20 protein-coding genes are annotated in these 24,735 nt (G+C 41.8%); 12 read left to right on the top strand and 8 right to left on the bottom strand.

The annotated features are described in order from the left end of the window. Positions 1-103: 103 nt before the first annotated feature. A complete protein-coding gene (locus F902_RS07210) occupies positions 104-805 on the bottom strand; it encodes an SIMPL domain-containing protein (protein ID WP_004801297.1) in 702 nt (233 codons plus the stop codon). Positions 806-1,269: 464 nt separating this feature from the next. Here F902_RS07210 and F902_RS07215 point away from each other — a divergent pair, with 464 nt between their 5' ends. Next, positions 1,270-2,640 (top strand): diaminobutyrate--2-oxoglutarate transaminase, encoded by a 1,371-nt coding sequence (locus F902_RS07215; protein ID WP_004652118.1) that lies wholly within the window; start codon positions 1,270-1,272, stop codon positions 2,638-2,640. A 3-nt stretch (positions 2,641-2,643) separates the two neighbouring features. Further along, positions 2,644-4,176 carry a pyridoxal phosphate-dependent decarboxylase family protein gene (locus F902_RS07220; protein WP_005202314.1) on the top strand — a complete coding sequence of 511 codons (1,533 nt, stop codon included), beginning with the start codon at positions 2,644-2,646 and terminating at the stop codon, positions 4,174-4,176. A gap of 87 nt (positions 4,177-4,263) precedes the next feature. Here F902_RS07220 and F902_RS07225 read toward each other — a convergent pair whose 3' ends face one another. Next, positions 4,264-5,319 carry an aromatic ring-hydroxylating oxygenase subunit alpha gene (locus F902_RS07225; RefSeq protein ID WP_005202315.1) on the bottom strand — a complete coding sequence of 352 codons (1,056 nt, stop codon included), beginning with the start codon at positions 5,317-5,319 and terminating at the stop codon, positions 4,264-4,266. A gap of 403 nt (positions 5,320-5,722) precedes the next feature. On the opposite strand from F902_RS07225, the gene F902_RS07230 reads away from it, so the two are divergent. Next, entirely contained in the window at positions 5,723-7,153 is a 1,431-nt protein-coding gene (locus F902_RS07230) for an aldehyde dehydrogenase family protein (RefSeq protein WP_005202316.1), read from the top strand. A gap of 71 nt (positions 7,154-7,224) precedes the next feature. On the opposite strand, the gene F902_RS07235 is transcribed toward F902_RS07230, so the two are convergent. Further along, positions 7,225-7,710, bottom strand: a complete 486-nt coding sequence (locus F902_RS07235) for an Lrp/AsnC family transcriptional regulator (RefSeq protein WP_004652123.1) — start codon at positions 7,708-7,710, stop codon at positions 7,225-7,227. Positions 7,711-7,845: 135 nt separating this feature from the next. On the opposite strand from F902_RS07235, the gene F902_RS07240 reads away from it, so the two are divergent. Beyond that, entirely contained in the window at positions 7,846-9,567 is a 1,722-nt protein-coding gene (locus F902_RS07240) for an alpha-keto acid decarboxylase family protein (protein WP_005202317.1), read from the top strand. Between the two features lie 137 nt (positions 9,568-9,704). Next, positions 9,705-11,087: an amino acid permease gene (locus F902_RS07245; RefSeq protein WP_017402412.1), complete on the top strand. Its 1,383-nt coding sequence runs from the start codon at positions 9,705-9,707 to the stop codon at positions 11,085-11,087. A gap of 56 nt (positions 11,088-11,143) precedes the next feature. Here the strand turns inward: F902_RS07245 and F902_RS07250 are convergent, their stop codons facing one another. Continuing rightward, positions 11,144-11,593 carry an SRPBCC family protein gene (locus F902_RS07250; RefSeq protein ID WP_005202319.1) on the bottom strand — a complete coding sequence of 150 codons (450 nt, stop codon included), beginning with the start codon at positions 11,591-11,593 and terminating at the stop codon, positions 11,144-11,146. A gap of 356 nt (positions 11,594-11,949) precedes the next feature. Between F902_RS07250 and F902_RS07255 the strand changes: the two genes are divergently transcribed. The 6 genes from F902_RS07255 (at position 11,950) to blp2 (ending at position 20,290) form a co-directional block, all read left to right on the top strand. Then, on the top strand, positions 11,950-12,981 hold the full coding sequence (locus F902_RS07255) for a substrate-binding domain-containing protein (protein ID WP_004801282.1): 1,032 nt from the start codon (positions 11,950-11,952) through the stop codon (positions 12,979-12,981). Positions 12,982-13,080: 99 nt separating this feature from the next. After that, positions 13,081-14,460, top strand: coding sequence for a phosphate ABC transporter permease subunit PstC (pstC, locus tag F902_RS07260; protein ID WP_004652128.1), 1,380 nt, complete (start codon positions 13,081-13,083; stop codon positions 14,458-14,460). Continuing rightward, positions 14,457-15,851: a phosphate ABC transporter permease PstA gene (gene pstA / locus F902_RS07265; protein ID WP_005202321.1), complete on the top strand. Its 1,395-nt coding sequence runs from the start codon at positions 14,457-14,459 to the stop codon at positions 15,849-15,851. Before pstC ends, pstA begins: the two co-directional genes overlap by 4 nt. Before the next feature lie 14 nt (positions 15,852-15,865). Further along, a complete protein-coding gene (gene pstB, locus F902_RS07270) occupies positions 15,866-16,780 on the top strand; it encodes a phosphate ABC transporter ATP-binding protein PstB (protein WP_005202323.1) in 915 nt (304 codons plus the stop codon). A 147-nt stretch (positions 16,781-16,927) separates the two neighbouring features. Continuing rightward, positions 16,928-17,890: a protease SohB gene (gene sohB / locus F902_RS07275; RefSeq protein ID WP_005202324.1), complete on the top strand. Its 963-nt coding sequence runs from the start codon at positions 16,928-16,930 to the stop codon at positions 17,888-17,890. Positions 17,891-18,142: 252 nt separating this feature from the next. After that, positions 18,143-20,290 carry an Ig-like repeat protein Blp2 gene (gene blp2 / locus F902_RS07280; protein ID WP_005202326.1) on the top strand — a complete coding sequence of 716 codons (2,148 nt, stop codon included), beginning with the start codon at positions 18,143-18,145 and terminating at the stop codon, positions 20,288-20,290. 25 nt (positions 20,291-20,315) lie between these two features. On the opposite strand, the gene F902_RS07285 is transcribed toward blp2, so the two are convergent. Both F902_RS07285 and F902_RS07290 read right to left on the bottom strand, forming a co-directional pair. Then, the gene (locus F902_RS07285; RefSeq protein ID WP_005202327.1) at positions 20,316-20,954 is read right to left on the bottom strand and encodes a DUF2238 domain-containing protein; all 639 of its coding nucleotides are present in this window, start codon (positions 20,952-20,954) and stop codon (positions 20,316-20,318) included. Between the two features lie 38 nt (positions 20,955-20,992). Beyond that, positions 20,993-21,343: a hypothetical protein gene (locus F902_RS07290; protein WP_004801268.1), complete on the bottom strand. Its 351-nt coding sequence runs from the start codon at positions 21,341-21,343 to the stop codon at positions 20,993-20,995. A 390-nt stretch (positions 21,344-21,733) separates the two neighbouring features. Here F902_RS07290 and F902_RS07295 point away from each other — a divergent pair, with 390 nt between their 5' ends. Further along, positions 21,734-22,138, top strand: coding sequence for a hypothetical protein (locus tag F902_RS07295; protein WP_005202329.1), 405 nt, complete (start codon positions 21,734-21,736; stop codon positions 22,136-22,138). Here the strand turns inward: F902_RS07295 and rsmD are convergent. Together rsmD and mrdA are read right to left on the bottom strand one after the other, a co-directional pair. Further along, a complete protein-coding gene (rsmD, locus tag F902_RS07300) occupies positions 22,135-22,683 on the bottom strand; it encodes a 16S rRNA (guanine(966)-N(2))-methyltransferase RsmD (RefSeq protein WP_005202330.1) in 549 nt (182 codons plus the stop codon). The two genes, F902_RS07295 and rsmD, sit on opposite strands and share 4 nt — an antisense overlap. Further along, positions 22,683-24,722, bottom strand: a complete 2,040-nt coding sequence (gene mrdA, locus F902_RS07305) for a penicillin-binding protein 2 (RefSeq protein WP_005202332.1) — start codon at positions 24,720-24,722, stop codon at positions 22,683-22,685. Before mrdA ends, rsmD begins: the two co-directional genes overlap by 1 nt. Positions 24,723-24,735: the final 13 nt, after the last annotated feature.

A 24,735-nucleotide genomic window follows, 5' to 3' on the forward strand; every position in this document is an offset into this window, starting at 1 on the left:
CTATGGAATGAGTTAAGTTAATTGTTTTTTTACTCAAGATATTTTTGGCTATTTCAAACAACAAAAAACCGTGCTTAAGCACGGCTTTTTGTTGTCAGAACTATTATTTAAATTGGATTGAACCATTGGCACTGACCGTAATTTTTGATTCACCTGCTGCCATGTCCTGTGCAGGTGCCGCTTCAGCCATGGCAAACTTGGCCATTCCACCGCGCATCATCGGTTGTGGGAAGTAATTGCTGGTATTCAGGTTTAAACTCACAAGGTTGTATTGGCCTTTATTCCATGCTTGGGTAATGGCTTGTGCACGTTGCTGGAAGTTCTTCGATGCTTCAATCATCAGCTCATTTTCAACTTTTTTACGCTGTTCATCCGACACGGTAAAGTTAATCGATTGGGTCTGGAAGCTTTGCTGTAATTCACTAATGAGCTGGCTTGCAGCTTTAAAGTCTTTACTTTCCAGTTGGATTTCTGCGCGAGCACGCCATTCTTTCAACTTATTGCTGTCATTGTCATACACAGGGTAGGTACTTTGTGCACCAGTTTCGACTTTGACCTGTGAATATTTACGCGCAATCGCTTGTGCTTGATTCATCAGTTGGTTGATTTGATTTGAGAGTTCTGCAGGTTGTTTATTGCTTTTCTCGACATAAAGCACGGCACGCATTTCATCATTGGCAACCTGACGTGATGCATCCGCTTGGATATTCACAATGTTGTAGTTCAAGTTCTCAGTCTCGTGAGCAAAAAGGCTTGGGCTCAATGCAGCCCCGATCATTAATGTAGCAAGTGCTAAAGTACGCATAAAAATGTCCTTAGAATTTGGTATCGAAAATTTATTTTTACCAGTTCGATATTAAAAAGAACTGATGTCGAACTTCTGCATATTTTGTGGTGACTTTGTAAGAGATTAGCAGTGTTTTGCAACAGGAAAATAAAACAAAAAATATTTAAAATCAGCTTATTAAGTGGAGTAATTTGACCATTTATCTAAAAACGCAGGCGGGATTAAAAAAAGCTTACTTTCTTTAGCTTGTCACATAGTATGATGATAATCCATCATAGTTATTGGAATGAAATATTTTTTCAATAATTTAGATGCATGTAAGACACAAAAAGTGTTTATTTTATTTCAAAATTAGGTATCATCTCGCTCCTAGTTGAAAGATATAAACAAGTGTCTGCACTAGATTCTAAAAAGCACCGAGTCAAACGACCGCAAGTCACCAGACTTATTTCTTTTACCCATATCAGAGATGGTAATTCGATATGAGCGTTACTTCCGTAAATCCTGCCGCTAATGCAACTAACGAATATTATCTGACTCGCCAAAGTCAGATGGAATCGAATGTTCGTAGTTATCCACGTAAATTACCGTTAGCGATAGCAAAAGCACAAGGCTGTTGGGTTACTGATGTTGAAGGTACAGAGTACCTTGATTGTTTAGCTGGGGCAGGAACATTGGCTTTGGGCCATAATCATCCTGCGGTGATTCAAAGTATTCAAGACACATTGGCAAGCGGTTTGCCATTGCATACTTTAGACTTAACGACTCCTTTAAAAGATGCGTTTACTGAAGCGCTTTTGGCTTATTTGCCAGGCGGTCAAGAAGAATATTGCCTACAATTCTGTGGTCCATCTGGTGCAGATGGTACAGAAGCAGCGATTAAATTAGCGAAAACTTATACGGGTCGTAGCACAGTGATTAGTTTCTCTGGTGGCTACCATGGTATGACGCACGGCGCGCTTGCAATGACAGGTAACCTGTCAGCGAAGAATGCGGTGAATGGCTTAATGCCAGGCGTGCAATTTATGCCATACCCACATGAATATCGTTGCCCACTTGGTTTAGGTGGGGAAGCAGGTGTTGACGCTTTAACTTACTTCTTTGAAAACTTCATTGAAGATGTTGAAAGTGGTGTAACCAAGCCTGCAGCTGTGATCCTTGAAGCGATTCAAGGTGAAGGTGGTGTTGTTACTGCGCCAGTAAAATGGTTGCAAAAAATCCGTGAAGTGACTGAAAAGCACAACATCGTTTTAATCTTGGACGAAGTTCAAGCTGGTTTTGCACGTTCAGGTAAAATGTTTGCCTTTGAACATGCTGGAATCGAGCCTGATGTTGTAGTGATGTCTAAAGCGGTAGGTGGTAGCTTACCACTTGCAGTATTGGGTATTAAACGTAAGTTTGATGCTTGGCAGCCTGCGGGTCACACGGGGACTTTCCGTGGTAACCAACTTGCGATGGGTACAGGTTTAGCATCACTTCAAGTGATCAAAGAACAAAACCTTGCTCAAAATGCGCAAGAGCGTGGTGATTTCTTACAAGCAGAGTTCAAGAAACTTGCTCAAGAATTCCCATGTATTGGTAACGTACGTGGCCGTGGTTTGATGATCGGTGTTGAGATCGTTGACGAGCGTAAACCTGCGGATCATATGGGTTCATTACCTGCCGATGCTCAATTGGCTGCTGCAATTCAGACTGCTTGTTTCAACAATAAATTATTGCTTGAAAAAGGCGGCCGTAACGGTACTGTCATCCGTTTACTTTGCCCGTTGATTATCAATCAAGAAGAGTGCGTAGAGGCGGTTGCTCGCTTCAAGAAAGCTGTTGCTGAAGCATTAAAAGCAGTACGAGGCTAATTCATGGTTGATTTTGCAGAACATCGTAAAGCGTTACTCTGCAATGATGCTCAATCCATTGCTGACTATCAGTCAGCAATGGGCGAGGCGGTAACTGCCGTTTCAGCATGGTTGCAAAATGATAAAATGTACACTGGCGGTAGCATTAAAGATTTGCGTGAAGCAATCTCTTTTGCACCTTCAAAACAAGGTTTAGGTGTACAGCAATCATTACAACGTATGGTTGAGCTTTTCCTCAACAAAAGCTTAAAAGTACATCACCCACATTCACTTGCACACTTACACTGCCCAACCATGGTGATGAGCCAGATTGCGGAAGTGTTGATCAATGCAACCAACCAATCGATGGACTCTTGGGATCAAAGCCCAGCGGGTTCTTTGATGGAAGTTCAACTCATTGATTGGCTTCGCCAAAAAGTGGGCTATGGTGCAGGTCAAGCAGGTGTGTTCACGTCTGGTGGTACACAGTCAAACTTGATGGGTGTATTGCTGGCACGTGACTGGTGCATCTCGAAAAACTGGAAAGACGAAAATGGTAAGCCATGGTCGGTTCAGCGTGATGGTATTCCAGCAGAAGCAATGAAAAACGTCAAAGTCATCTGTTCTGAAAATGCACATTTCTCTGTGCAAAAGAACATGGCCATGATGGGTATGGGCTTCCAGTCTGTTGTCACTGTTCCTGTGAATGAAAATGCACAGATGGATGTTGATGCACTGGAAAAAACCATGGCGCATCTTCAGTCTGAAGGCAAAATCGTAGCCTGCGTTGTTGCAACAGCGGGTACGACAGATGCTGGTGCAATTGATCCACTCAAGAAAATCCGTGAAATTACCACGAAGTATGGTTCATGGATGCATATTGATGCAGCTTGGGGCGGTGCACTGATTCTTTCAAATGACCATCGTTCAATGTTGGATGGAATTGAATTATCAGACTCAATCACGCTTGATTTCCATAAACATTATTTCCAAAGCATTAGCTGTGGCGCTTTCTTGTTGAAAGACGAAGCAAACTATCGCTTTATGCATTATGAAGCAGAGTATTTAAACTCTGCTTATGACGAAGAACACGGTGTACCTAACCTGGTATCTAAATCATTACAAACGACACGTCGTTTTGATGCATTGAAATTATGGATGACGGTTGAAGCATTAGGCGAAGAGCTTTATGGTTCGATGATTGATCATGGTGTGAAATTAACACGTGAAGTTGCAGATTATATTAAAGCAACTGCAGGTCTTGAATTGTTGGTTGAACCACAATTCGCTTCAGTCCTGTTCCGTGTCGTACCAGAAGCTTATCCTGCTGAATTTATCGATAGCTTAAACCAAAACGTGGCAGATGAATTATTTGCTCGTGGTGAAGCGAATATTGGTGTAACCAAAGTAGGTAATGTTCAATCATTGAAGATGACCACTTTAAGCCCAGTTGCAACGCTTGAAAACGTTCAAAACTTGCTTGCACTTGTGTTGGCAGAAGCTGATCGTATTAAAGATGCAATTGCTGCAGGAACTTATGTTCCAGCGATTGATTAATTTCAATCTGGCACATCCATCAAAATAAAAAAGAGGTCTGAATAGACCTCTTTTTTATTGCGTCTTGGAACTGAATGTATGCGTCAGCTAGGCCGCAAAAATAGCATTGAATCCCATTTTTCTTAAAAGTCGACGATACATACTTGAGCTACGGTCTGCTGGAAAATGCGCTTCCATTGATAAATCCAGGGGGAGATATTCAGGTTTTTGGGTTTCAACAATCAGTCGATCTTCTTCAAAAATCTGTAAATTGAATGCATAGGCATCCTCAACAGGTAAATCTTTATCATAATTACGGCAGATTGGTGCAAACAGGCGAGTTTGTCGCGCGCTTACAGGAGAGGCCGCATTCATGATCACCTGTTTGCTTTGATTGGGAAAATGAATGGTCAGTGTTGCAGTAAAAGGCAGGCTGATTTCAAAATGTCTGAGCCAATTAAAATTGTCTTGCCCACGTTGCGCTGTCCCAATCGGATAGCGTCCGACACTGCTGATATAATCTGCAGTGAAGCCATAACTGGTTTCTGTGGTTATATAGTCTGGTACTTCAACATTATCAGGATCACCAAAAGTATCAGGATGTACCCACGCAAAATGGGCGACATCAATAAATCCTTCCAGTTGTCGACCGGCAAAACAATTTAAGTCTACAAAAGGACATACCAGTTGCTGGTAGTCTGCATCATCCCAGTAGGGCATGTCAGGAATAACAGGTTTATCATCTTGGCGAGCTGCTAAGCAACACCAGATCAGTCCATACTTTTCAGTGGCAGCATAAGTGCTTAGATGAAAGCGCTCCGAGATTTTATGCTGCGGATGTGCTGGAATACGGTTGCATTTGCCCGCATGCCCAAAGCGTAATCCGTGATAGCGACAGACAATACCTTGCCCGTCATGACGGCCCAAGCTAAGAGGAACTCCACGATGTGGGCAAACATCTTTTGCAACAATCAGTTCATCTCCCATTTTGTAAATCACCAATGGCATATCCAGCAACATGGCTGCTGTTGGTTGCTCTGAAATATCACGGGCGAGGGCAATCGGATACCAATGCTGAGCAAGTAGCTGCCAATCATGCTCTGAAAAGGTCATTTGTATAGGTAAATCCGTATGCTTAAACGTTGTAATCACTTTGCTGTTCATCTTCTTATCTTCTGGTTCATTGGTATTGAATATAGCGAAGCCAGCTGTTCTAAGAAATTTCAATTAATTGAATGAAGTGTCGTAACTTTTAGAACACAGAAGTTGAGATGAAATTACATAAAGGCATGTAGTTGGTTTGCTGTTTAGTTGCATTCTGTCCAGCATCTCTACGATGGTTTTTTATGATGACAAGGTAGAAAATTGTCACTGTTCTGCACAAACTGTGCATCTTTAATCTAAATCAGAAATAATTATGCATAAACTGTGATGCACAAATTCCATATTGTAGTGAGAGATGCTCAATATTTTGATGGATAGATGTCATCACTTTTGCACTTGAGACCTAGAGCTGAGGTCGGATCAGGCAAAACATCATGATTACAATGAATAGAAGGAACAAGGCATGCAACACTTAAATATGCAAAACCAATTTAAACTGATTATTAACGGTCAATCTTGTCTCGGTGAAGCAGGCGAACTTGAGATTATCAATCCTGCAACAGCTGCTGTTGCAGCAAAGTGTGCGCAGGCTTCGATTGCACAGGTGAATCAAGCGATTGAGGCAGCAAAGCAAGCTTTTGGAAGCTGGCAACGCAGTTCTCATGAGGAGCGCAAAAGCATACTGAATAAGATTGCGGATGGGATTGAACAACATGCCGAAACTCTGGCAGAGTTGATTGTAGTTGAGCAAGGCAAACCCTTGGCATTGGCACAAATGGAAGTGCAGGGTGCGATTGGCTGGACACGTTATACCGCAAGTTTAGACATGCCGGTTGATATTATTGAAGACAGTGAACAGAAACGAATTGAACGTCATTATCAGCCCTTAGGTGTGGTGGCTTCGATTACACCATGGAACTGGCCGCTGATGATTGCCGTTTGGCATATCATGCCTGCATTACGTGCAGGCAATGTGGTGATTAATAAACCATCTGAATTTACCCCTTTAGCGACTTTAAAACTCTGTGAAATTATTCAACAAGAAGTACCTGCGGGTGTGATCTCAATCTTGCTGGGTAAGGGCGACGTTGGTGAGGCTTTATCGAGCCACCCTGATATCGCCAAAGTGGTTTTTACAGGTTCGACCAAGACGGGTCAGCACATTATGTCAGGTGCGGTAAAAACCTTAAAGCATCTGACCCTAGAGCTGGGTGGCAATGATGCGGGGATTGTTTTACCTGATGCCGATCTTGATCAAATAGCCAAGCGAATCTTTAACGTGGCATTCTTAAATGCTGGGCAAACCTGTGCTGCTTTAAAGCGTTTGTATGTGCACGAAAGCCAATATGACGCGCTAGCACAAAAACTGGCTGATATTGCCAATGCTCAGAATGTGGGAGATGGCATGGCTACAGAGACCACTTTTGGTCCTGTGCAAAATCAACTGCAATATCAAAAAGTAAAAGCCTTAATTGCTGATGCACTTGCGCAAGGTGCCAAGGCGCTGTCGGGTGATCAGACTATACCTGAGCAAGGCTATTTTATTGCGCCAACGATTTTAACTGGACTGGATGAAAGCTGCCGAGTGGTACAAGAGGAGCAGTTTGGCCCCGTGTTACCGATTCTAAAATATCGTGATATTGATGATGCAATTGCGCGAGCCAATGCCAGTGAGTTTGGATTAGGTGGCTCAATCTGGTCTTCTGATTTAAAAGCTGCACAGTTCTACGCTTCACAATTACAATGCGGCACAGCATGGGTGAATACCCATGCAGAAATTGTCCCGCATGCGCCGTTTGGTGGCTGGAAAATGTCTGGCGTTGGCGCTGAGTTCGGTTTGGAAGGTTTGCTAGAAAATACAGTAGGACAAACTGTGCATATCAATAAAATTTAACCTTCATATTTTTAAGGCGGATCTAATATCCGCCTTTTTCTTTTTATGCATGAGGCTGCTTAAAACGGGGTTTAAGTGGCTGGATGGTAGCTGTGGCCCTTAGATTTGCTGAGAAAGTGATTCTGTTCTTTGATTTTTTTTAACACAATGTAAGATTTTATATGGCCAATAAAACCATAAGACAGTAGTCGCTCTGTCACGAATTGGGACAGCTGTTCCAGATTTTCTGCGACGACTTTTAAAATAAAATCAGCATCGCCGCTAATTGAAAAAGCATCTTGAATATTGTCCTCAGCTTCAATTAAGTCCTGAAAAGCCTGTTGTGACTTGGCCTCGTGAATGCGTAAGTTAATGTGGATCATCGCCGTGACCTCCAAGCCTAAAGCCTGTTGGTGGATGCGGGCGGCATAACCCAAGATCACGCCTTTTTGCTCCAGTAACTGTCTTCTTCTGGAACATTGTGAAGCCGATAAACCGATTAAATCTCCAACTTCCTGATTGGTGAGCCGTCCATTCTTTTGTAGGGCCTGAATGATTTGCCAGTCGAACTTATCCATTGCATAAAATCCTTTTATGATACACAAATATTGTATTTTTATTAAAATGCGTTTTTATTATGCACGAAATTTAACAGGTAGATGAAATATTATTTTTCTATGGAATAAAAAATTGACTTGAAAGGATGTAGAGCAATGTTCATAGAAATCGGTGATTTTTTAAATCTTCGTCTAAAACAAATGGGTATCCAACATCTGTTTGGTGTACCTGGTGATTTTAACCTTTCTTATCTCGAACAAGTTGAGGCGGATGCCCAACTCGAATTTATTGGTAATTGTAATGAATTAAATGCGGCATATGCTGCTGACGGTTATGCACGCATCAATGGTTTTGCTGCTTTGACAACGACCTATGGGGTCGGTGATTTAAGTGCGATTAATGGTATTGCAGGTGCTTATGCTGAGAATGTGCCAGTGGTGCATATTTCAGGGATTCCGCCTTTACATGTGGTGCAGAAAGGAACTCTGGTTCATCACACTCTGGTGGATGGTAACTACGACAACATCATGAATTGCATGAAAGAGTTCACTGTTGCACAGACCCGTCTAACCCCAGCCAATGCCGCTTCTGAAATTGACCGTGTGTTACGTCAATGTTTCCTTGAACGTCGACCTGTACATATCCAGTTGGCATCGGATATTACTCACGTCAAAATTGAAGTGACAGATCGTTCACACGATTTATCTTATCCAAGGGTTGAGCCAGAGCTGTTACAAAGCGCAGTCACCAAACTGTGTGAGGTGATTGCGCAAGCCAAGCGACCAGCGTTGCTGATTGATAATGAAGCCTCTGTTTTTGGGATTACCTCACTACTGGATGATTTATCCAAAAAATGCTCGATTCCTTTTGCAAGTATGCTGACCGCTAAAAATATTATGGATGAGGGTTCACCGCGTTATGTGGGAACCTATGTTGGTGGCGCAAGCCAAGCGCATGTGCGTCAGACCATTGAGCAGTCTGATTGCTTGATGGGCATCGGGGTACGTTTTACTGATGTCGGAACTGGGGTGTTTACCCATCAAATTGCCACTGAAAATTACATTGAAATCAAACCTTATGGTTTGACGATTTTTGGACAGGATTTCCCCGGCATCGAAATTGGACAACTTCTGGTGGAGCTGAATAAGAAGGTTGCACCACGGAAGTTAAGCCAGCCGATGTTGGAGCAGCAAGCACAACAGACACTTGAGGTGCCTGAACAGCAAAAGCTTAGTCAGGATGTTTTGTGGCGTTATATTGCGGGCTTTCTTAAAGATGATGATGTGATTATCGGTGAAGTCGGGACTTCTAACTCAGCCTTGGCAGGGCTCAAGCTACCGGCAACGGCGAAATATATTGCTCAACCATTGTGGGGTTCGATTGGTTATACCTTGCCTGCTTTATTAGGTAGTTTGTTGGCTGCACCAGAACGCCGCCAAATCCTGTTTATTGGTGATGGTTCATTCCAGCTCACCGTACAGGAGCTTTCGACCATTATCCGTCAAGGTCTCAAGCCGATTATTTTCTTATTGAATAATGGTGGCTATACCATTGAACGTCTGATTATGGGTGAGAACGCTGCTTATAACGATGTTCAGGACTGGAAATATAGTGAGATTCCACATGTTTTTAACGGTAGCCAAGACTATAAAAGCTGCGTAGTAGAAACCGCAGGGCAGTTAAAGCAGGTTTTGGAGAATATGCATCAGTTCGATGGTTTGACCTTTATCGAATTAAAGCTATCAGCCATGGATGCACCATCCAGTTTGAAAAAATTTGCGTCAGTGATTGCACGCTTTGATTATGGCGATCGAGGCTATGAAATCTTAAAACAACGTTCCCAAGCATTCCCCAGTAAAAAAGCAATTTCCTTCTGATCAGAAGGAAATTGGAAAATCTTCAACTTTATAAATTGATAAGAGAGCGAATCAGATTCGGAGCTTCATGCTGAGCTTCGAATCATACGCTGTATAAAAGGTGTACAGGATGTGACACACACATTGGAGATAACATGATGGATGTAAACAATAAACATGAGTTAAAACAAGGATTGTCCAATCGGCATATTCAGTTAATTGCGCTAGGCGGGGCAATTGGGACAGGATTATTCTTGGGTCTTTCGCAAACCATCAAACTGGCAGGGCCCTCTATTTTATTAGGTTATGCGATTGCCGGTGTGATTGCGTTTTTAATTATGCGCCATTTAGGAGAAATGGTGGTTGAAGAACCCGTGAGTGGTTCATTTAGTTATTTTGCCAATAAATACTGGGGCCGCATGGCAGGCTTTATGTCGGGCTGGAATTATTGGGTGCTGTATGTGTTGGTCAGTATGGCTGAACTGAGCGCCATCGGGACTTTTATTCAATTTTGGTGGCCAGACGTGCCCACATGGCTGACTGCCTTGGTATTCTTTGTACTGATTAATGCCATTAATCTGGTCAATGTCAGATTCTTTGGTGAGTCCGAATTTCTGTTCTCCTGCATTAAGATTGTTGCGATTTTAAGTATGATTGGTTTTGGTGCTTATTTATTGCTTTCAGGTTCTGCGGGGCCACAGGCGGGTATTGCCAATTTATGGCAACACGGTGGCTTTTTTCCACATGGCACGCATGGCTTTATTATGGCGCTTGCCGTGATCATGTTTGCCTTTGGTGGACTTGAACTGATCGGGATTGCAGCAGCAGAAACCAAAAATCCTGAAACCACTATTCCTAAGGCGGTGAATCAGATTGTGTACCGTATTTTGATTTTCTATATTGGTGCAATCGGGATTTTACTCTGTCTTTATCCATGGAATATGGTGGCGGAAGGGGGCAGCCCTTTTGTGTTGATCTTCCAGTCTTTGAATAGTAATGGAGTTGCCAATGTCCTCAATTTTGTGGTGTTGATTGCAGCGGTTTCTGTTTATAACAGTTGTATTTATTGTAATAGCCGTATGTTGCATGGCTTGGCCGAACAGGGCAATGCACCTGCGATATTGAAAAAAGTGAATGCGCGTGGAATTCCGGTTCCTGCGGCGATTGTCTCTGCTTCGGTTACGGCGATATGTGTGTTGGTCAACTATTTAATTCCGGGTGAAGCCTTTCAGTTATTCATGATGCTGGTGGTTGCAGCATTGGTGATTAACTGGTTAATGATTTCCGTCACCCATTTGAAATTTAATAAAGCAATGCGCCTGAAACAACATCAAACCAAATTTAAAAGCATCTGGAGCCCATGGAGTAATTATCTCACCATCAGCTTTGTCTGCTTTATTTTGATTATTATGGCGATGACCCCTGATATGCGTTTGGCTGTTATTCTTGGACCGATCTGGCTGGCGATTTTAGCGGCGATGTATATCTTTAAATATCGTAAAAAAATGCTGGTTCTGCCCGAAGCACAGTCCAATCTTTAAATCAAAAAAGGCACAGTAAGGTGCCTTTTTTTTTATTGCATCAAAGTTGTATTGATCTAGAAGGGTGGAAACTTGTCCTGAACCAGATTGAGTTGAATTCCATGCTCTAAATAGGCTTTCAAGCTATCTACGACGGTGGTGAAGCCACCCGTATTATCAATAATAAAGGCAATCAGCTCATCACCTTGTAAGGGGATATTATAATTTTGAATTCTGAGATAGGTTTGATCGTCATTGATCGCTTCAAAGATAAAATCAACCGTACTGCTCGGCTCGCCCCATTGAATCTGAATCAATTCATTGGTAATGATTTTTGTCACCTTTACGTTTGCCGAAACTTGGTATTTTTCCCAAGTCCATTCAACCGTTTTTCCTTGTTCAAGTGGTGCTGTTGCCGAACTAAACCAAAATTTTGAGGTGATTTCTGGATCAATAAATGCTTCAAAAACGCTGTGGGCCGGTTTACGAATCAGCATTTGTGTTTCAATTATGACAGGATTTAGCATTGTATCTGTTCTTTTTGATAGGGAATTGTCATAAAACATATATAAACTGGTTGCTCTGCCCAAGATGCTTTTTGTTAAGCTGAATGCGCGAGTGTTCTTTTAAATCCGATAAAATTCAATATCTAAACGTTATTTTCTGAGTGTAATCGAGTTCCGAGCTGCAAAAAATAAAGCAGAAAATATGACTTTATGACCAATAATTTTCTAAAAATTGAGCTTAAGAAATGGCTATCACAAAAGCGTCATAAAGTTGTCACTTAATTGTCATATTATCTGCTCAAAATGCAGTTAACCAAAGTACAACACTTAACTTAAAAAGAGTTGTAAACCAAATTGCATAAATGAGAGAAAACAGAATGCGCTTAAATCCACGTCACATCGCAATTGCATTAGCTGTATCTGGGGCAACTGTAGCAACGACTGCGAATGCAGCTCGTGATACGATTCAAATTGCTGGTTCATCTACTGTATTACCGTTTGCAAGTATTGTTGCTGAAGAGTTTGGCAACACATTCCCACAGTTCAAAGCACCGGTTGTTGGTTCAGGTGGTACGGGCGGTGGTTTGAAGCAATTCTGCCAAGGTGTAGGTGATAACACCATCGACATCGCAAATGCTTCTCGTCAAATTAAAGACACAGAGCTTGATGCATGTAAAAAATCTGGTGTAAACCAAGTACAAGAAATTAAAGTGGGTTACGACGGTATCGTATTTGCATCAAATGTTAAAAAAGCAGCGTATAAATTAAAACCAATCCATGTATTCACTGCATTATCTGCACAGCTTCCTTCAAATGGTAAATTAGTTCCAAACCCATATACAACTTGGAACCAAATTGATAAATCATTACCAAATGAGCCGATCACTTTAGTTATTCCTGCATCTAACCACGGTACGCGTGAAGTTTTCCAAGAGAAAATGGTTGATGCTGGTTGTGAAGCATTTGATTACTACAAAGCTTTAAGTAAAGACGATCAAAAGAAAGCATGTTCAACCTTCCGTAAAGATGGTCGTGTGATTGAAATTGCGGGTGACTATACTGAAACTCTAGCTCGCTTGAAAACTTCTCCAAATGCAGTCGGTGTATTTGGTCTAGGTTTCTATGATTCAAACCGTGATAAATTACGTGTAGCGACTGTAAATGGCGTGACTCCATCTGAGAAAACTGTACTAGATGGTAGCTACCTTGTTTCGCGTCCATTGTTCTTCTACGTGAAAGGCGAGCACTTGAAATCAATCAAAGGCTTACCGCAATACACAGAATTCTTCTTAAACAAGAAAATTTCTGGTAAAGGTTCTAAATTAGAAAAAGCGGGCTTGATTCCTTTAAGCGACAAAGAGCGCGCAAAAATCCTAGCTGATTTCAAAGCTGGTAAATCAGTTAAGTAATATTGTTAAAAGGGAGGCTGGTGAGACGTTGGATCATCAGCCTTTTTGTCTAGCTAAGTTTTTTCAAATCATGAAAATTGAGAAAACAGTGGAGATTACATGAATCTGCTACTTATCGGTGTGTTATTAGCCCTTGTGGCAATTGCATATCAAATCGGGCTGAGTAAAAGCCGTAACCTAGCAGGTAAGGGAAATAACTCAGCAACACTACATTCTCGTCCAGGATATTATGGGGCATTGGTTGCTTTGTGGTGTGGTATTCCTGCTTTTTTAATTTTGATTATTTGGAACTTGGTTGAACCAAGTATTTTACAGCATATTATTTTTAATAATATTCCTGCATCTGTAAGTTCGACCTTAGATGCGGCAGGTCGTGATGTTTTAACCAGTCGAGTGCAAGCCATTGCTTCTGGTTTCGGGGTAACAGATCAGCCAGCAGCATATGAAGTTGCAGCAGCGCAACAACTTGCTAAATTCCAGACCATTGGCTCATTTGCAAAACTTGCAGTGGTGATTAGTGCTGGACTGGCTGGTTTAGTGTGGGCAAAGCGTCATGTGAGCCAACAATTCCGTGCACGTAACCAAGTCGAAAAAACCATTAATGTTGCATTGATTCTGTGTTCTGGTGTCGCAATCCTGACAACAATCGGTATTGTTTTATCGATGTTGAGAGAAGCGTTACACTTTTTCCATTTTGTGAGTCCAGTTGATTTCTTCTTTGGTACTGAATGGAATCCAGGTTTTAGCACCTCAGGAAATGCAGAAGGCAGTTACGGTATCTTACCGCTGATTTGGGGAACCTTGATGGTCAGTGGTATCGCATTATTGGTTGCGGTACCGATTGGCTTGTTGGTTGCGATTTATCTGGCTGAATATGCATCGCCAAGGTTGCGTTCTTGGGCAAAACCTGCGATTGAGGTTTTGGCAGGGATTCCAACCATCGTTTATGGCGTATTCGCTTTAATGGTGATTGGCCCATTCTTCAAAATGGTGGGTGAGAGTGTTGGCATCAATATTAATGCGACCAGCGCACTCACCGCAGGTTTTGTAATGGGGATTATGATTATCCCATTCGTCTCCTCATTATCCGATGACATCATTACTCAGGTACCTCGCGCATTACGTGATGGTTCTTTGGGTTTAGGTGCAACGAAATCAGAAACGATTCGTCAAGTCGTTCTACCAGCTGCCCTACCAGGGATTACAGGGGCATTTTTACTTGCCGTATCCCGTGCCGTGGGTGAGACCATGATTGTGGTGCTTGCAGCAGGAAACAGTCCATTGTTGCATGCAAATCCATTTGAAGCAGTTTCAACCGTAACCGTCACGATTGTGAAGCAATTAACGGGGGATACTGACTTTGCCAGCCCGCAAGCACTGGTGGCATTTGCCCTTGGTTTAACGCTGTTTGTGATTACTTTGGGTCTAAACATTATTGCACTGTACATCGTGCGTAAATATCGTGAGCAATACGAATGAGTTCATCAAATACATCTCCTCTGGATCCGAACCTATTGGATCCTCAAGTAGCTGCTGAACAACGTGAGCAGCGTAAAAGAAAGATCCAAAGTTCTTTGGCTAAGCGTCATCGGAAAGAAAAAACCTTTCGCTTTGCCGGTATCTCGGCGGTTGTGATCGCGCTGGCATTTGTTGCCTTACTATTTGGTAGCATCTTGGCGAAAGGTCTGCCTGCTTTTTGGCAAAGCAGTATTACAGTTCCTGTTTATTTTGATCCAGCGATCATTAATGTTGGGGCGAAGCCAAAACAAACAGTTGGTGAAGCCCCAGCTCACTTTGAAGAGCGCATGGTCGCTTGGCAAACTGAAATGGGGATGGTGGATTGGGATGCCTTGATCGTAAATGGCATCGTTGCCAAAAATAAAGCATTAGAGTCTCAACGTGATTATCTAAGCAGTTTATATACCAGTTCTGAAGCATACCGTTTGCGTGATATGGTGCTTAAAAACCCTGCACTGATTGGAAGCAAAGAAGAGATCAAATTCTTAGCGGATGCCAATATAGATGTATGGTTAGCAGGTAATATTGACCGTAGTTTGCCAGATGATCAGCAACAACTTGAACCAGAAGTTCGTCAACTGGCAGATCAGTTAAAAGCAGAAGGAATTATTAAAAGTACCTTCAATACTAACTTGTTCTTTAGTCCAGATTCTCGTAGTTCACCTGCAACAAGTGGTTTAGCCGGCGCATTCATGGGTTCATTATTCATGATGATGATCGTGATTGTGATCTCGATTCCAATTGGTGTTGCGAGTGCAATTTATCTTGAAGAGTTTGCACCAAAGAACATGATGACGGACATTATTGAAGTCAACATTAATAACTTGGCTGCGGTTCCTTCAATTGTATTTGGTTTACTCGGTGCAGCTATCTTTATTGGCTGGATGCAATTGCCATTATCAGCACCACTGGTCGGTGGTTTGGTTCTGAGCTTAATGACTTTACCAACCGTGATTATCACGACACGTGCATCGTTAAAAGCAGTGCCGCCTTCGATTCGTCAAGCCGCGTTGGGTCTAGGCGCGTCGAAAGTACAAACCATTTTTCATCACGTATTGCCGCTGGCGTTACCGGGCATTATGACAGGTGCGATCATTGGGGTTGCACATGCACTGGGTGAAACTGCGCCATTACTTTTAATCGGAATGAGTGCTTTCGTTGCAAGCGTGCCGACAACACCACTCGATCAAGCAACCGCATTGCCAGTACAAGTGTATTTATGGCAAGGTAATGAATTACGTAACTTCTTCGAAGGACGTACTGCAGCAGCGATTATTGTTTTACTAGCGTTAATGATTGGTTTGAATAGCCTTGCCATTTGGCTCCGTAAGAAATTTGAAGTGCGTTGGTAATTGAGGAGAGTACAATGAATACGATTGATATTATGAACGCCGTAGAAAAGGATAAATCAGTGAATCCACAGCAAAAAGAATTTACGTCACCTGAAGCGCAAGTTCAGCAATCAAATACTGCATTTGTCTCTCAGTTTGAAACGGCTTCTTCAAATAAAAAGCCAAAAACGAGCGAAGTGAAAATCAGTACCAAAGATGTTCATGTTTATTATGGTGACGCTGAGGCGATCAAAGGCATCGACCTTGATGTTTACCAGAATGAGGTGATTGCATTTATTGGCCCATCGGGTTGTGGTAAATCAACGTTCTTACGGACTTTAAACCGTATGAATGACACGATTGATAGCTGCCGTGTGACAGGTAAGGTGACTTTGGATGATCAAGATATCTATGATCCAAACCTTGATGTGGTGTTATTGCGTGCGCAAGTAGGCATGGTGTTCCAAAAGCCAAACCCATTCCCAAAATCAATTTTTGACAATGTTGCTTATGGCCCGAAACTACATGGTCTGGCACGTGATAAATATGATTTAGAAGAAATCGTGGAAAACAGTTTACGTAAAGCGGGCTTATGGGATGAAGTCAAAGATCGTTTGAGTCAGCCAGGCACTGGTTTATCAGGTGGTCAGCAACAGCGTTTATGTATTGCACGTACCATTGCGGTGAGTCCAGAAGTGATTTTGATGGATGAACCATGTTCGGCACTCGATCCAATTGCGACCGCAAAAATTGAAGAATTGATCTCAGAATTGTCAGAACAATTCACCATTGCGATCGTCACCCACTCTATGCAACAAGCGGCGCGTGTCTCTGACCGTACAGCTTACTTCCATTTGGGTGACCTGATTGAAGTGAACTCGACTGAAAAAGTGTTTACTCAGCCTGATCATCAATTGACTGAAGCTTATATTACAGGGCGTTTTGGTTAATTTTTTAGGGTTATATAAAAAAGGGTCTTCGGACTCTTTTTTTATATATAAATGAAAATGAATCTATTTTGCAAAATCGCTATTGAATTTTTATTGAGCAGACCACATCTTAGAACAATAACGCCGAACTTATAGAGCACATACTTCATGTTATTCCATTTACCTAAGTTTCCTGCTGAAATTCGTATTAGTCATTTAAATGCGCGTGTGAATGAACAAAGAAAAAGAATTGCGCAAACGACAGCATCTCGTTTGGAGTTATTACAACTTGTTCAACAACTTTCCAAAGAAGCCAAGATCCGCAAAAAGAATGATCAAAAAATCTATGTCCTCGACTTTAAAGGGGATGTCCAAGCTTCTGCCGTAGATACTATTCGTGAAGAAATTACCCTGATTTTAGCGACTGCCAAAGCAGGGCATGACCGTGTTGTTGTTCGCTTGGAAAGTCCTGGTGGAATGGTGCATGGCTATGGTCTTGCAGCAGCTCAATTGGTGCGTTTACGTGATGCAGGCTTTCACGTCACCATCTGTGTAGATAAGGTTGCAGCCAGTGGTGGTTATATGATGGCATGTATTGCCAGCGAAATTATCTCTGCGCCGTTTGCTGTGGTTGGTTCGATTGGTGTGGTCGCACAAGTGCCAAACTTCAATCGTTTGTTAAAACAACATAATGTTGATTTTGAATTATATACCGCAGGTGAATACAAGCGTACCGTGACTATGTTTGGTGAAAATACACCAGAAGGTAAGGCGAAGTTTGAAGAAGAATTGCAGCAAACCCATTCTTTATTTAAACATTTTGTTGAGAAATATCGTCCTCAACTGGATATTACAAAAGTGGCAACAGGCGAGCACTGGTATGGTGAGGATGCCCGTGAACTGAACTTGGTAGATAAGTTGCAAACTTCAGATGAGTATTTATTAAGTCTATTACCAAAGCATGATATTTATGTGATTAATACCCGTAAACGTCCAACTTTTGGTGAGAAATTAGGTTTGCAAGCTGCACAAATGGCTGAGAGTTTAATTCCGACTGTGCTCAGTAAAATTACCGATAGTCTGGCAAAGGCAAATAGCACATTGGTACAAATGCGTGATCCAAAATTTTAATGATTGGAACTGTAAAATGATCTTGAAAAACCAGTCTATAGGGCTGGTTTTTTTATGTGCCTTACTGCTGATTTCTATGAAAATACTTGGCTAGATTTGAATATTTGGTGAATTAAACAAACATGACAAAACTTCTGATCGAAGAGATTGTAGTCATATCAATCATTTGATATTTTATTTGCAAGATGAATTACTTAATTATTCATTAATCGAAGAATTATTTAAAAATATAATTGATAAGTGAGCATAATAATGACAAGAGTTGTTGTTTTTTCAAAGAAAAACTCGAATATCCTACAAGATGCACAACTAAAAAGTGTGGTTTTAGACCAGCCTTCGATCGTACAGATTGGTGTAAATCAAGCAGATATTAAATCAATTATCAAGCAAGGTAATGATCTTGTCATTACACTAAAAAATGGTGAAAAGATTGTTGTTAGTGGTTTTTATAGTAATGAAAATCTAACCGAACACAGCCTAGCACTCGCAAAAGTGGATGGTACTTATGCGGTCGCAGAGTTTGATGATTCGGGTAAATTTGTTCGTTATGCCCCAGCGACCTCATTGACCCAATTTGCATATACTGATGCAGTTACTACACCAGTTTCTCAGCCTCAAAATGTTGATCATGATTCTGCGATTAGTAAATCCCAATTATGGAAAGTGGGTTTGGCTGCTTTAGTCGCAGAAGGTGTGTATTTATGGGCAGTAAAAGATGATGATGACGATAAAAATAAAAGTAGTAACCAACCGATTGATATAACACCACCAGGGACACCGACAGCGAATTTGGGTACAGATACACAAACCATTACGGGTAAAACCGAAGCTAAGGCCAAAATCGAAATTAAGGATGCTGCGGGGAAAGTGATTGCTACGACTCAAGCCGATGCCGAAGGAAATTACACGATTAAGCTGGATCAGCCTTTGGTGAATGGTGGCAAGGTCAGCGTGACCGCGATCGATAGTTCTGGCAATGCCTCTAAAGCAGCTGTCGTGACGGGAAATAAAGATACCATTGCACCAGATGCGCCGACAGCACAACTTAATGCAGATGGCACAATTGTTACTGGCAAGGCAGAAGCCAATGCAAAAGTCTCGATTTATGATGCTGATGGAAAACTATTAGGTACCGTGATTGCGAATAAAGAAGGACTGTATTCGATAAAAGTTTCACCTGTATTAACCAGTGACAAAGGCGGAACAGTGGTTGCCGAAGATGCTGCAGGAAACAAATCGACACCTTCTAAAGTGATTGCCGGAAAAGATACTTTGCCTCCTGATCAACCTTTTGTGGATGTAAATAAGGAAGGTTCCTCAATTCAAGGTCGAGCAGAGGCGAATAGCAAGGTACAGATCAAAGATGCGGATGGAAAAATCATTGGCAGTGGAGTCACAGATGCGCAGGGTAAATTTCAGATTACACTTTCACCCGCATTAGCCACAGATAAAAAGGCAACCATCATTGTAGAAGATGCTGCTGGCAACCAGTCCAAGCCACTTGAGATTACTGCTGGAAAGGACACTATTGCGCCAGATAAAGCGGTTGCTGAAATCAATGCAGCAGGTGATTCGGTGGTAGGGACAGCGGAAGCAAATAGTAAAATTGAAATTAGAAGTGCAGATGGGAAAACGCTGTATGGTTCAGGTACTGTTGGTGCGGATGGAAAATTTAGCATTACACTTTCATCAGCTTTAACCGATAAAAATGTAGGTAAAGTCTATATCATTGATGCTGCAGGGAACCGTTCCGAAGCTTCCGATGTGGTCGGGACAAAAGATACCATTGCGCCCAATAAACCTATTTTGCAAACGGTCATGGATGATGTCGGTGCAGTAAAAGGGGCGATCGCTGCGGGAGGTGATACCGATGATAGCAAACCGACTTTGGCAGGTGTGGGCGAAGCAAAAGCCGTCCTGACGATTTATGACAATGGTCAACCGATTGGTACGGTAACAGTCGGGGATAATGGCAGATGGAGTTTTGAAGTTAAGCAGGATTTGAGTGTAGGGGCGCATAAAATCACCTTAACCCTGACTGATGCAGCAGGGAATATTAGTGAGACGAGTGATGCATTTAGTTTTAATGTGCTTGCACCTGCTGTAGCGAAAGCATCTTTGGCAGATACGGTTGATTTGGAAGCCTTGCAAACCCAGCAAGCTGAACCTGTTTCTGAATCGACCAACACTGAAAAATTGGGCTTAAGCAGCTTATTATCTTCTCCAGAACCAACATCAAATCAGTTGGATGAGGTTTTGAACCAATTGCTTACAGGGCAAAACTCATCTCCTACAATCAGTCATTCAGCAAACGCTGATTTAACAAATCTGGATTATGCTCAGACCATTAAAGCCGATCCTTTAGACCAGCTTACGGTATTGCAACATTCTATTATTTAATTGGTATTCATATTGAGAATAGCGCCTATTTTTGAATAGGCGTTTTTTGTTTGAGCAGTTGAATAATACCGATTAGCAGTGCTCCGATGGTTGCAAGGAACATATCTTTGTGGGCATCCCACACGTCGCCTTGTTGGCCATTATAGTTTTCAGCATCTTCAGGTGATAAACCAATGGCGATCCACCATTCGATCAGTTCATAAAACATGCTCGATGCCATGACAAACTGGATAACCAGCAGAAATAGGGTCAAAGGTTTGGCAGTTGGTAACCAGACTTGAAAACAGCGATAGAAAAAAGGATAGAGTAATAGACCGTAAGCAAAATGCACCAGTCGATCATACATATTACGTGACCAACCCATGGTTTGATTTAAGTCAAAGTGAAAAAGGCTTTCAATCCATTCATTATAAGGCACATAAGAGTAGAGGTAGTGTGCCCCTAAGATATGGATCAAAAGAAAGCCCAGATAGAGGCAAAAACTATAAAAACTGATGCCAATCTTTTTCATCGTGACGATGAGGGCGATGAGCATCAACACGGTACCCGCTTGGTGTAGTAGATAAGCCTCAAACTCAAGCGGTTGAATACTTGCAATTGCAACCACCAGAAGCACAATCGCCAGTGCAATATAATGTTTTAAACTCAGTTGTTGTTCGATCATACTGTATCCTAAATACAGTCAGGCAAGTTTTATTGCTGTTACTCAGTGGCCTTTACTGCAATTGTTCCTTTGGCTGTAGAGACGCCACCGAGTGCCTGACATGCTTGCTTATATAATTGATATTTTTGTTGTACAACTTCATCGAGCGGAATGTCAAAGAGATCTTCACCATTCTTATATTGTTCAATATAAGATGCTGCTTTGTCTTTATTCGCCGCCAGTGATTGTTGATAAAAATTTGAAATAGAAGAAGTTGCTAACTCATTGGATTCAATATTGTTACATTGAAAACTCTGTAGGACTTTTTCAGCGCGTTTTACTTCGCTTGATTTCCCAAAGATACAACCGGTTAAGCTCACGGTGGCAATGAGCAAGTACAAAAGCTTCATGATCGATAGAGTAGAATTTTAAAGGTGCTATTATTGTATATAAGGTGAATTTTATAAATTAATTATTTATGTCTAACACGATAAAAATTAATATTTTTTTACTCTGCATATCTAATTGTACAAAAGTTAAATAGACTGGATGTAAAATGAAAATAAGAAAAGCGCGGCTGTGTGATTGTTGATGCCTGTGTACCCTATAATTTATAGCGCTGCAGGTAATCAAGGAAACGAGCTTTGAAGGGGGAGTCCCCATATAATTCCAGATGGTCGCCGTATGGAGTGGTTATTTTAAACAGCAGTTTGTAAATAGTAGATAAAAACATTCAATTGATTGATAAAAAATGATTTTTAGCGGTATGCTAAATAGGAAAGTCATCAACACATCTTGTTATGTACATTAAGCACCCTTTTTTATTCTGTTTTTTGATTGGTCTCTCTGCTGGAGCTTATGCGGATGATTATGATTTTTTTGCAGAGCCGAGCGAAGATACAGAACATATGTTTGATGCTGCTTATCCTGAAATGAAAACAGCATATTCAGTTTTGCATAACCAATTTTTTCAAAATGAACGTTGGCGTGTCTATAACTATACGGCTTATCAAACCAATCAGTTTAACCATAAGATGTTGACAGGCGATACCACTAGCCTGTCACTGGATGATTTTTCGATTTCAGTCGGTTATGGCATGATGTATCAGTTGAACCAGACCAATCGAATTGGCTATGAATATCTTTCCAGTTTTCCCTTTGACCGAGGGCAATTGATTCGATTTTTCTGGTTACGGATTTTTTAACTGACTTTTTGATATAAACCGGCTCTGACCATACCTGCTTTGGTTTCTTTTATTTTCTGCCAAGTAGGCGGTAGGGTGAGTTGAGCTAAATCTCGATCTGCTTCTACATAAATATAAGCATGGTTTGCAATCATTGGGTTAGCCAGCTCAGCTAACTCTTGCCATAAATCTAGACTATAGGGCGGATCAAGAAACACCACATCAAAACTTGCGTTTAATTTTTTTAAAGCTTGCTGTGCCGTTGCAACATGCAGTTGGCAATTTTCCGCTTTTAGCAGTTGAATATTGTCTTTTAAGACTTTGGCTTGTGTTGGATTCGGTTCAATCATTACGACTTTTGCAGCTCCACGAGAAAGCGCTTCGAAACCTAATGCACCAGAGCCACTGCACAAGTCTAAAACCTGTGCGTTTTGAATATCCCACATCAACCAGTTGAATAGTGTTTCACGGACACGATCTGGTGTTGGACGTAAACCATCAATACTGGCAAAGGGTAAAGTACGGCGTTTCCAGTTACCACCGATGATACGTAATTGATTTTTCATTATTCAGTCACTCCATCCGTAGGTTGAGCACCTGTTGCTGGTGCAACAGGTGTAGAAGCTGGAGCGGATGAAGCGACGGGTGTAGATGCTGCTTGGCCATTCTGTGTTGCCGTGGTTGCAACACTGCTGCTTGGTAGTTCACCTGGTTTAATTCCCGCAGTCATTAAGCCTCCACTGACTTGATGGCTAGCTGGACGAAGTGGATTCTTTTTACGTGTCACCAGCCAATAGTCAAAGATTGGACGTGCTAGTTGGGCAGCTGAACCGCCATGTTTACCATTTTCCCAAACCACGGCAATGGCAATTTCAGGATTATCGGCAGGCGCAAAACCAACGAATAAGCCATGGTCCCATTGTCGAGATGAAAGTGCTGCTTCGTTATAACGTTTACCTTGAGCAATACTCTTGACTTGGGCTGTCCCTGTTTTACCTGCGATTGAATATTGCAAACCACCTTTAATACCACGACCTGTACCAGATTGAATCACATCCACCATTGCATCATGCATGTTGATCCAATCTTGTTCTGTACCATTGAAATTAATTTTGCCATCAGGCGCGTTATGGACACTAAATTTTTTGGCACCTTTGGTTTCTCTGAGTACATGTGGTGTGACATGTGAACCTTTATTGGCTGTGATCGCAGTTGCCATAGCAAGTTGTAAAGGTGTAGAGGTAAATGCCCCTTGCCCGATACTGACTGAAATGGTTTCACCTTTTAGCCATTTGGATTTACGCGTTCGCATTTTCCATTCAGGACTCGGGTAGAGACCTGTGCTTTCACTTGGTAAATCAACTCCAGTTTTTTCACCAAAGCCAAATTGGCGCATCCAGTCATTCATTTTCTCAATGCCCATGCGATAGGACAGGACATAGAAATAGGTATCGCAGGACACAATTTGAGCTTTATGCATGTTCACTGAACCATGACCCGTTTTTTTATGGTCACGGAAGCGGTGACTGTCACCAGGCAATGAGAAATAACCTGGATCGGAAATTGCAGTGCTCCAATCGACGAGACCATAATGAATACCACCTAAACCAAACATTGGTTTAATGGTTGAACCTGGTGGATATGCCCCCTGAACCGCACGGTTATAAAGCGGTTGATCGAGGTTGTCACGCAGTCCACTATAGTCTTTGGAACTAATTCCTGTCACGAAGAGGTTTGGATTAAAACTTGGGCTGGAGACCAATGCGAGGATTTCACCTGTACGTGGGTCCATGGCTACAATTGCACCACGGCGATCTGCCAATTGTTTTGCGGCAATAGTTTGTAAACCGTAATCAAGTGATAAATACAGATCATTACCACGCGCTGGATTTTGGCGACCTAAATTACGTAGTACATTGCCGTGTGCATCGGCTTCAACAGATTCATAGCCAGGAATACCATGCAACAGGTCTTCATAGCTTTTTTCGACCCCAATTTTACCAATCAGGTTGGTACCCGCATATAAATCCTTATCAATAGACTTGAGTTCTTTATCATTGATACGCCCCACATAACCAATCACATGCGCAAACAATTCACCATGTGGATAGTAGCGGGTCATTTGGGTTTCAATTTTGACCCCAGGAAAGGCATATTTCACTTCACTGAATTTGGCAATATCGGTTTCAGTCAAATTCAATTTGATCGCAAGGCGTTCAGTTTTACGTGCAGTTTTGACACGGCTTTTAAAGCGGTCAACATCATCTTGGGTCAAGCCCAGAATTGGAATGAGACGGGTAATGGTGTCATCAATATCGCTGACATCGGCACGACTCAGTGTTGCAGTGAAAACTGGATAGTTATCTGCTAATAGCACGCCGTTACGATCGTAGATGTAGCCACGAGCGGGTGCTAATGGCTGTAAGCGAATACGGTTCTTATCTGATGCCGTTGTAAAATCATCGTAATGAACGATCTGTAAATATGCATAACGACAGATCAATAAAAGTAGAAAAATCGCCACGACAAAGATTGCAAAAAAGATTCGACCCTTATAAATGCGCTTTTCTTGTTGCATATTTTTTAAAGGAAAGTGCTGTTTCATAGGGTGTCGACTT

Source organism: Acinetobacter higginsii (assembly GCF_000369525.1).
Lineage (GTDB): Bacteria > Pseudomonadota > Gammaproteobacteria > Pseudomonadales > Moraxellaceae > Acinetobacter > Acinetobacter higginsii.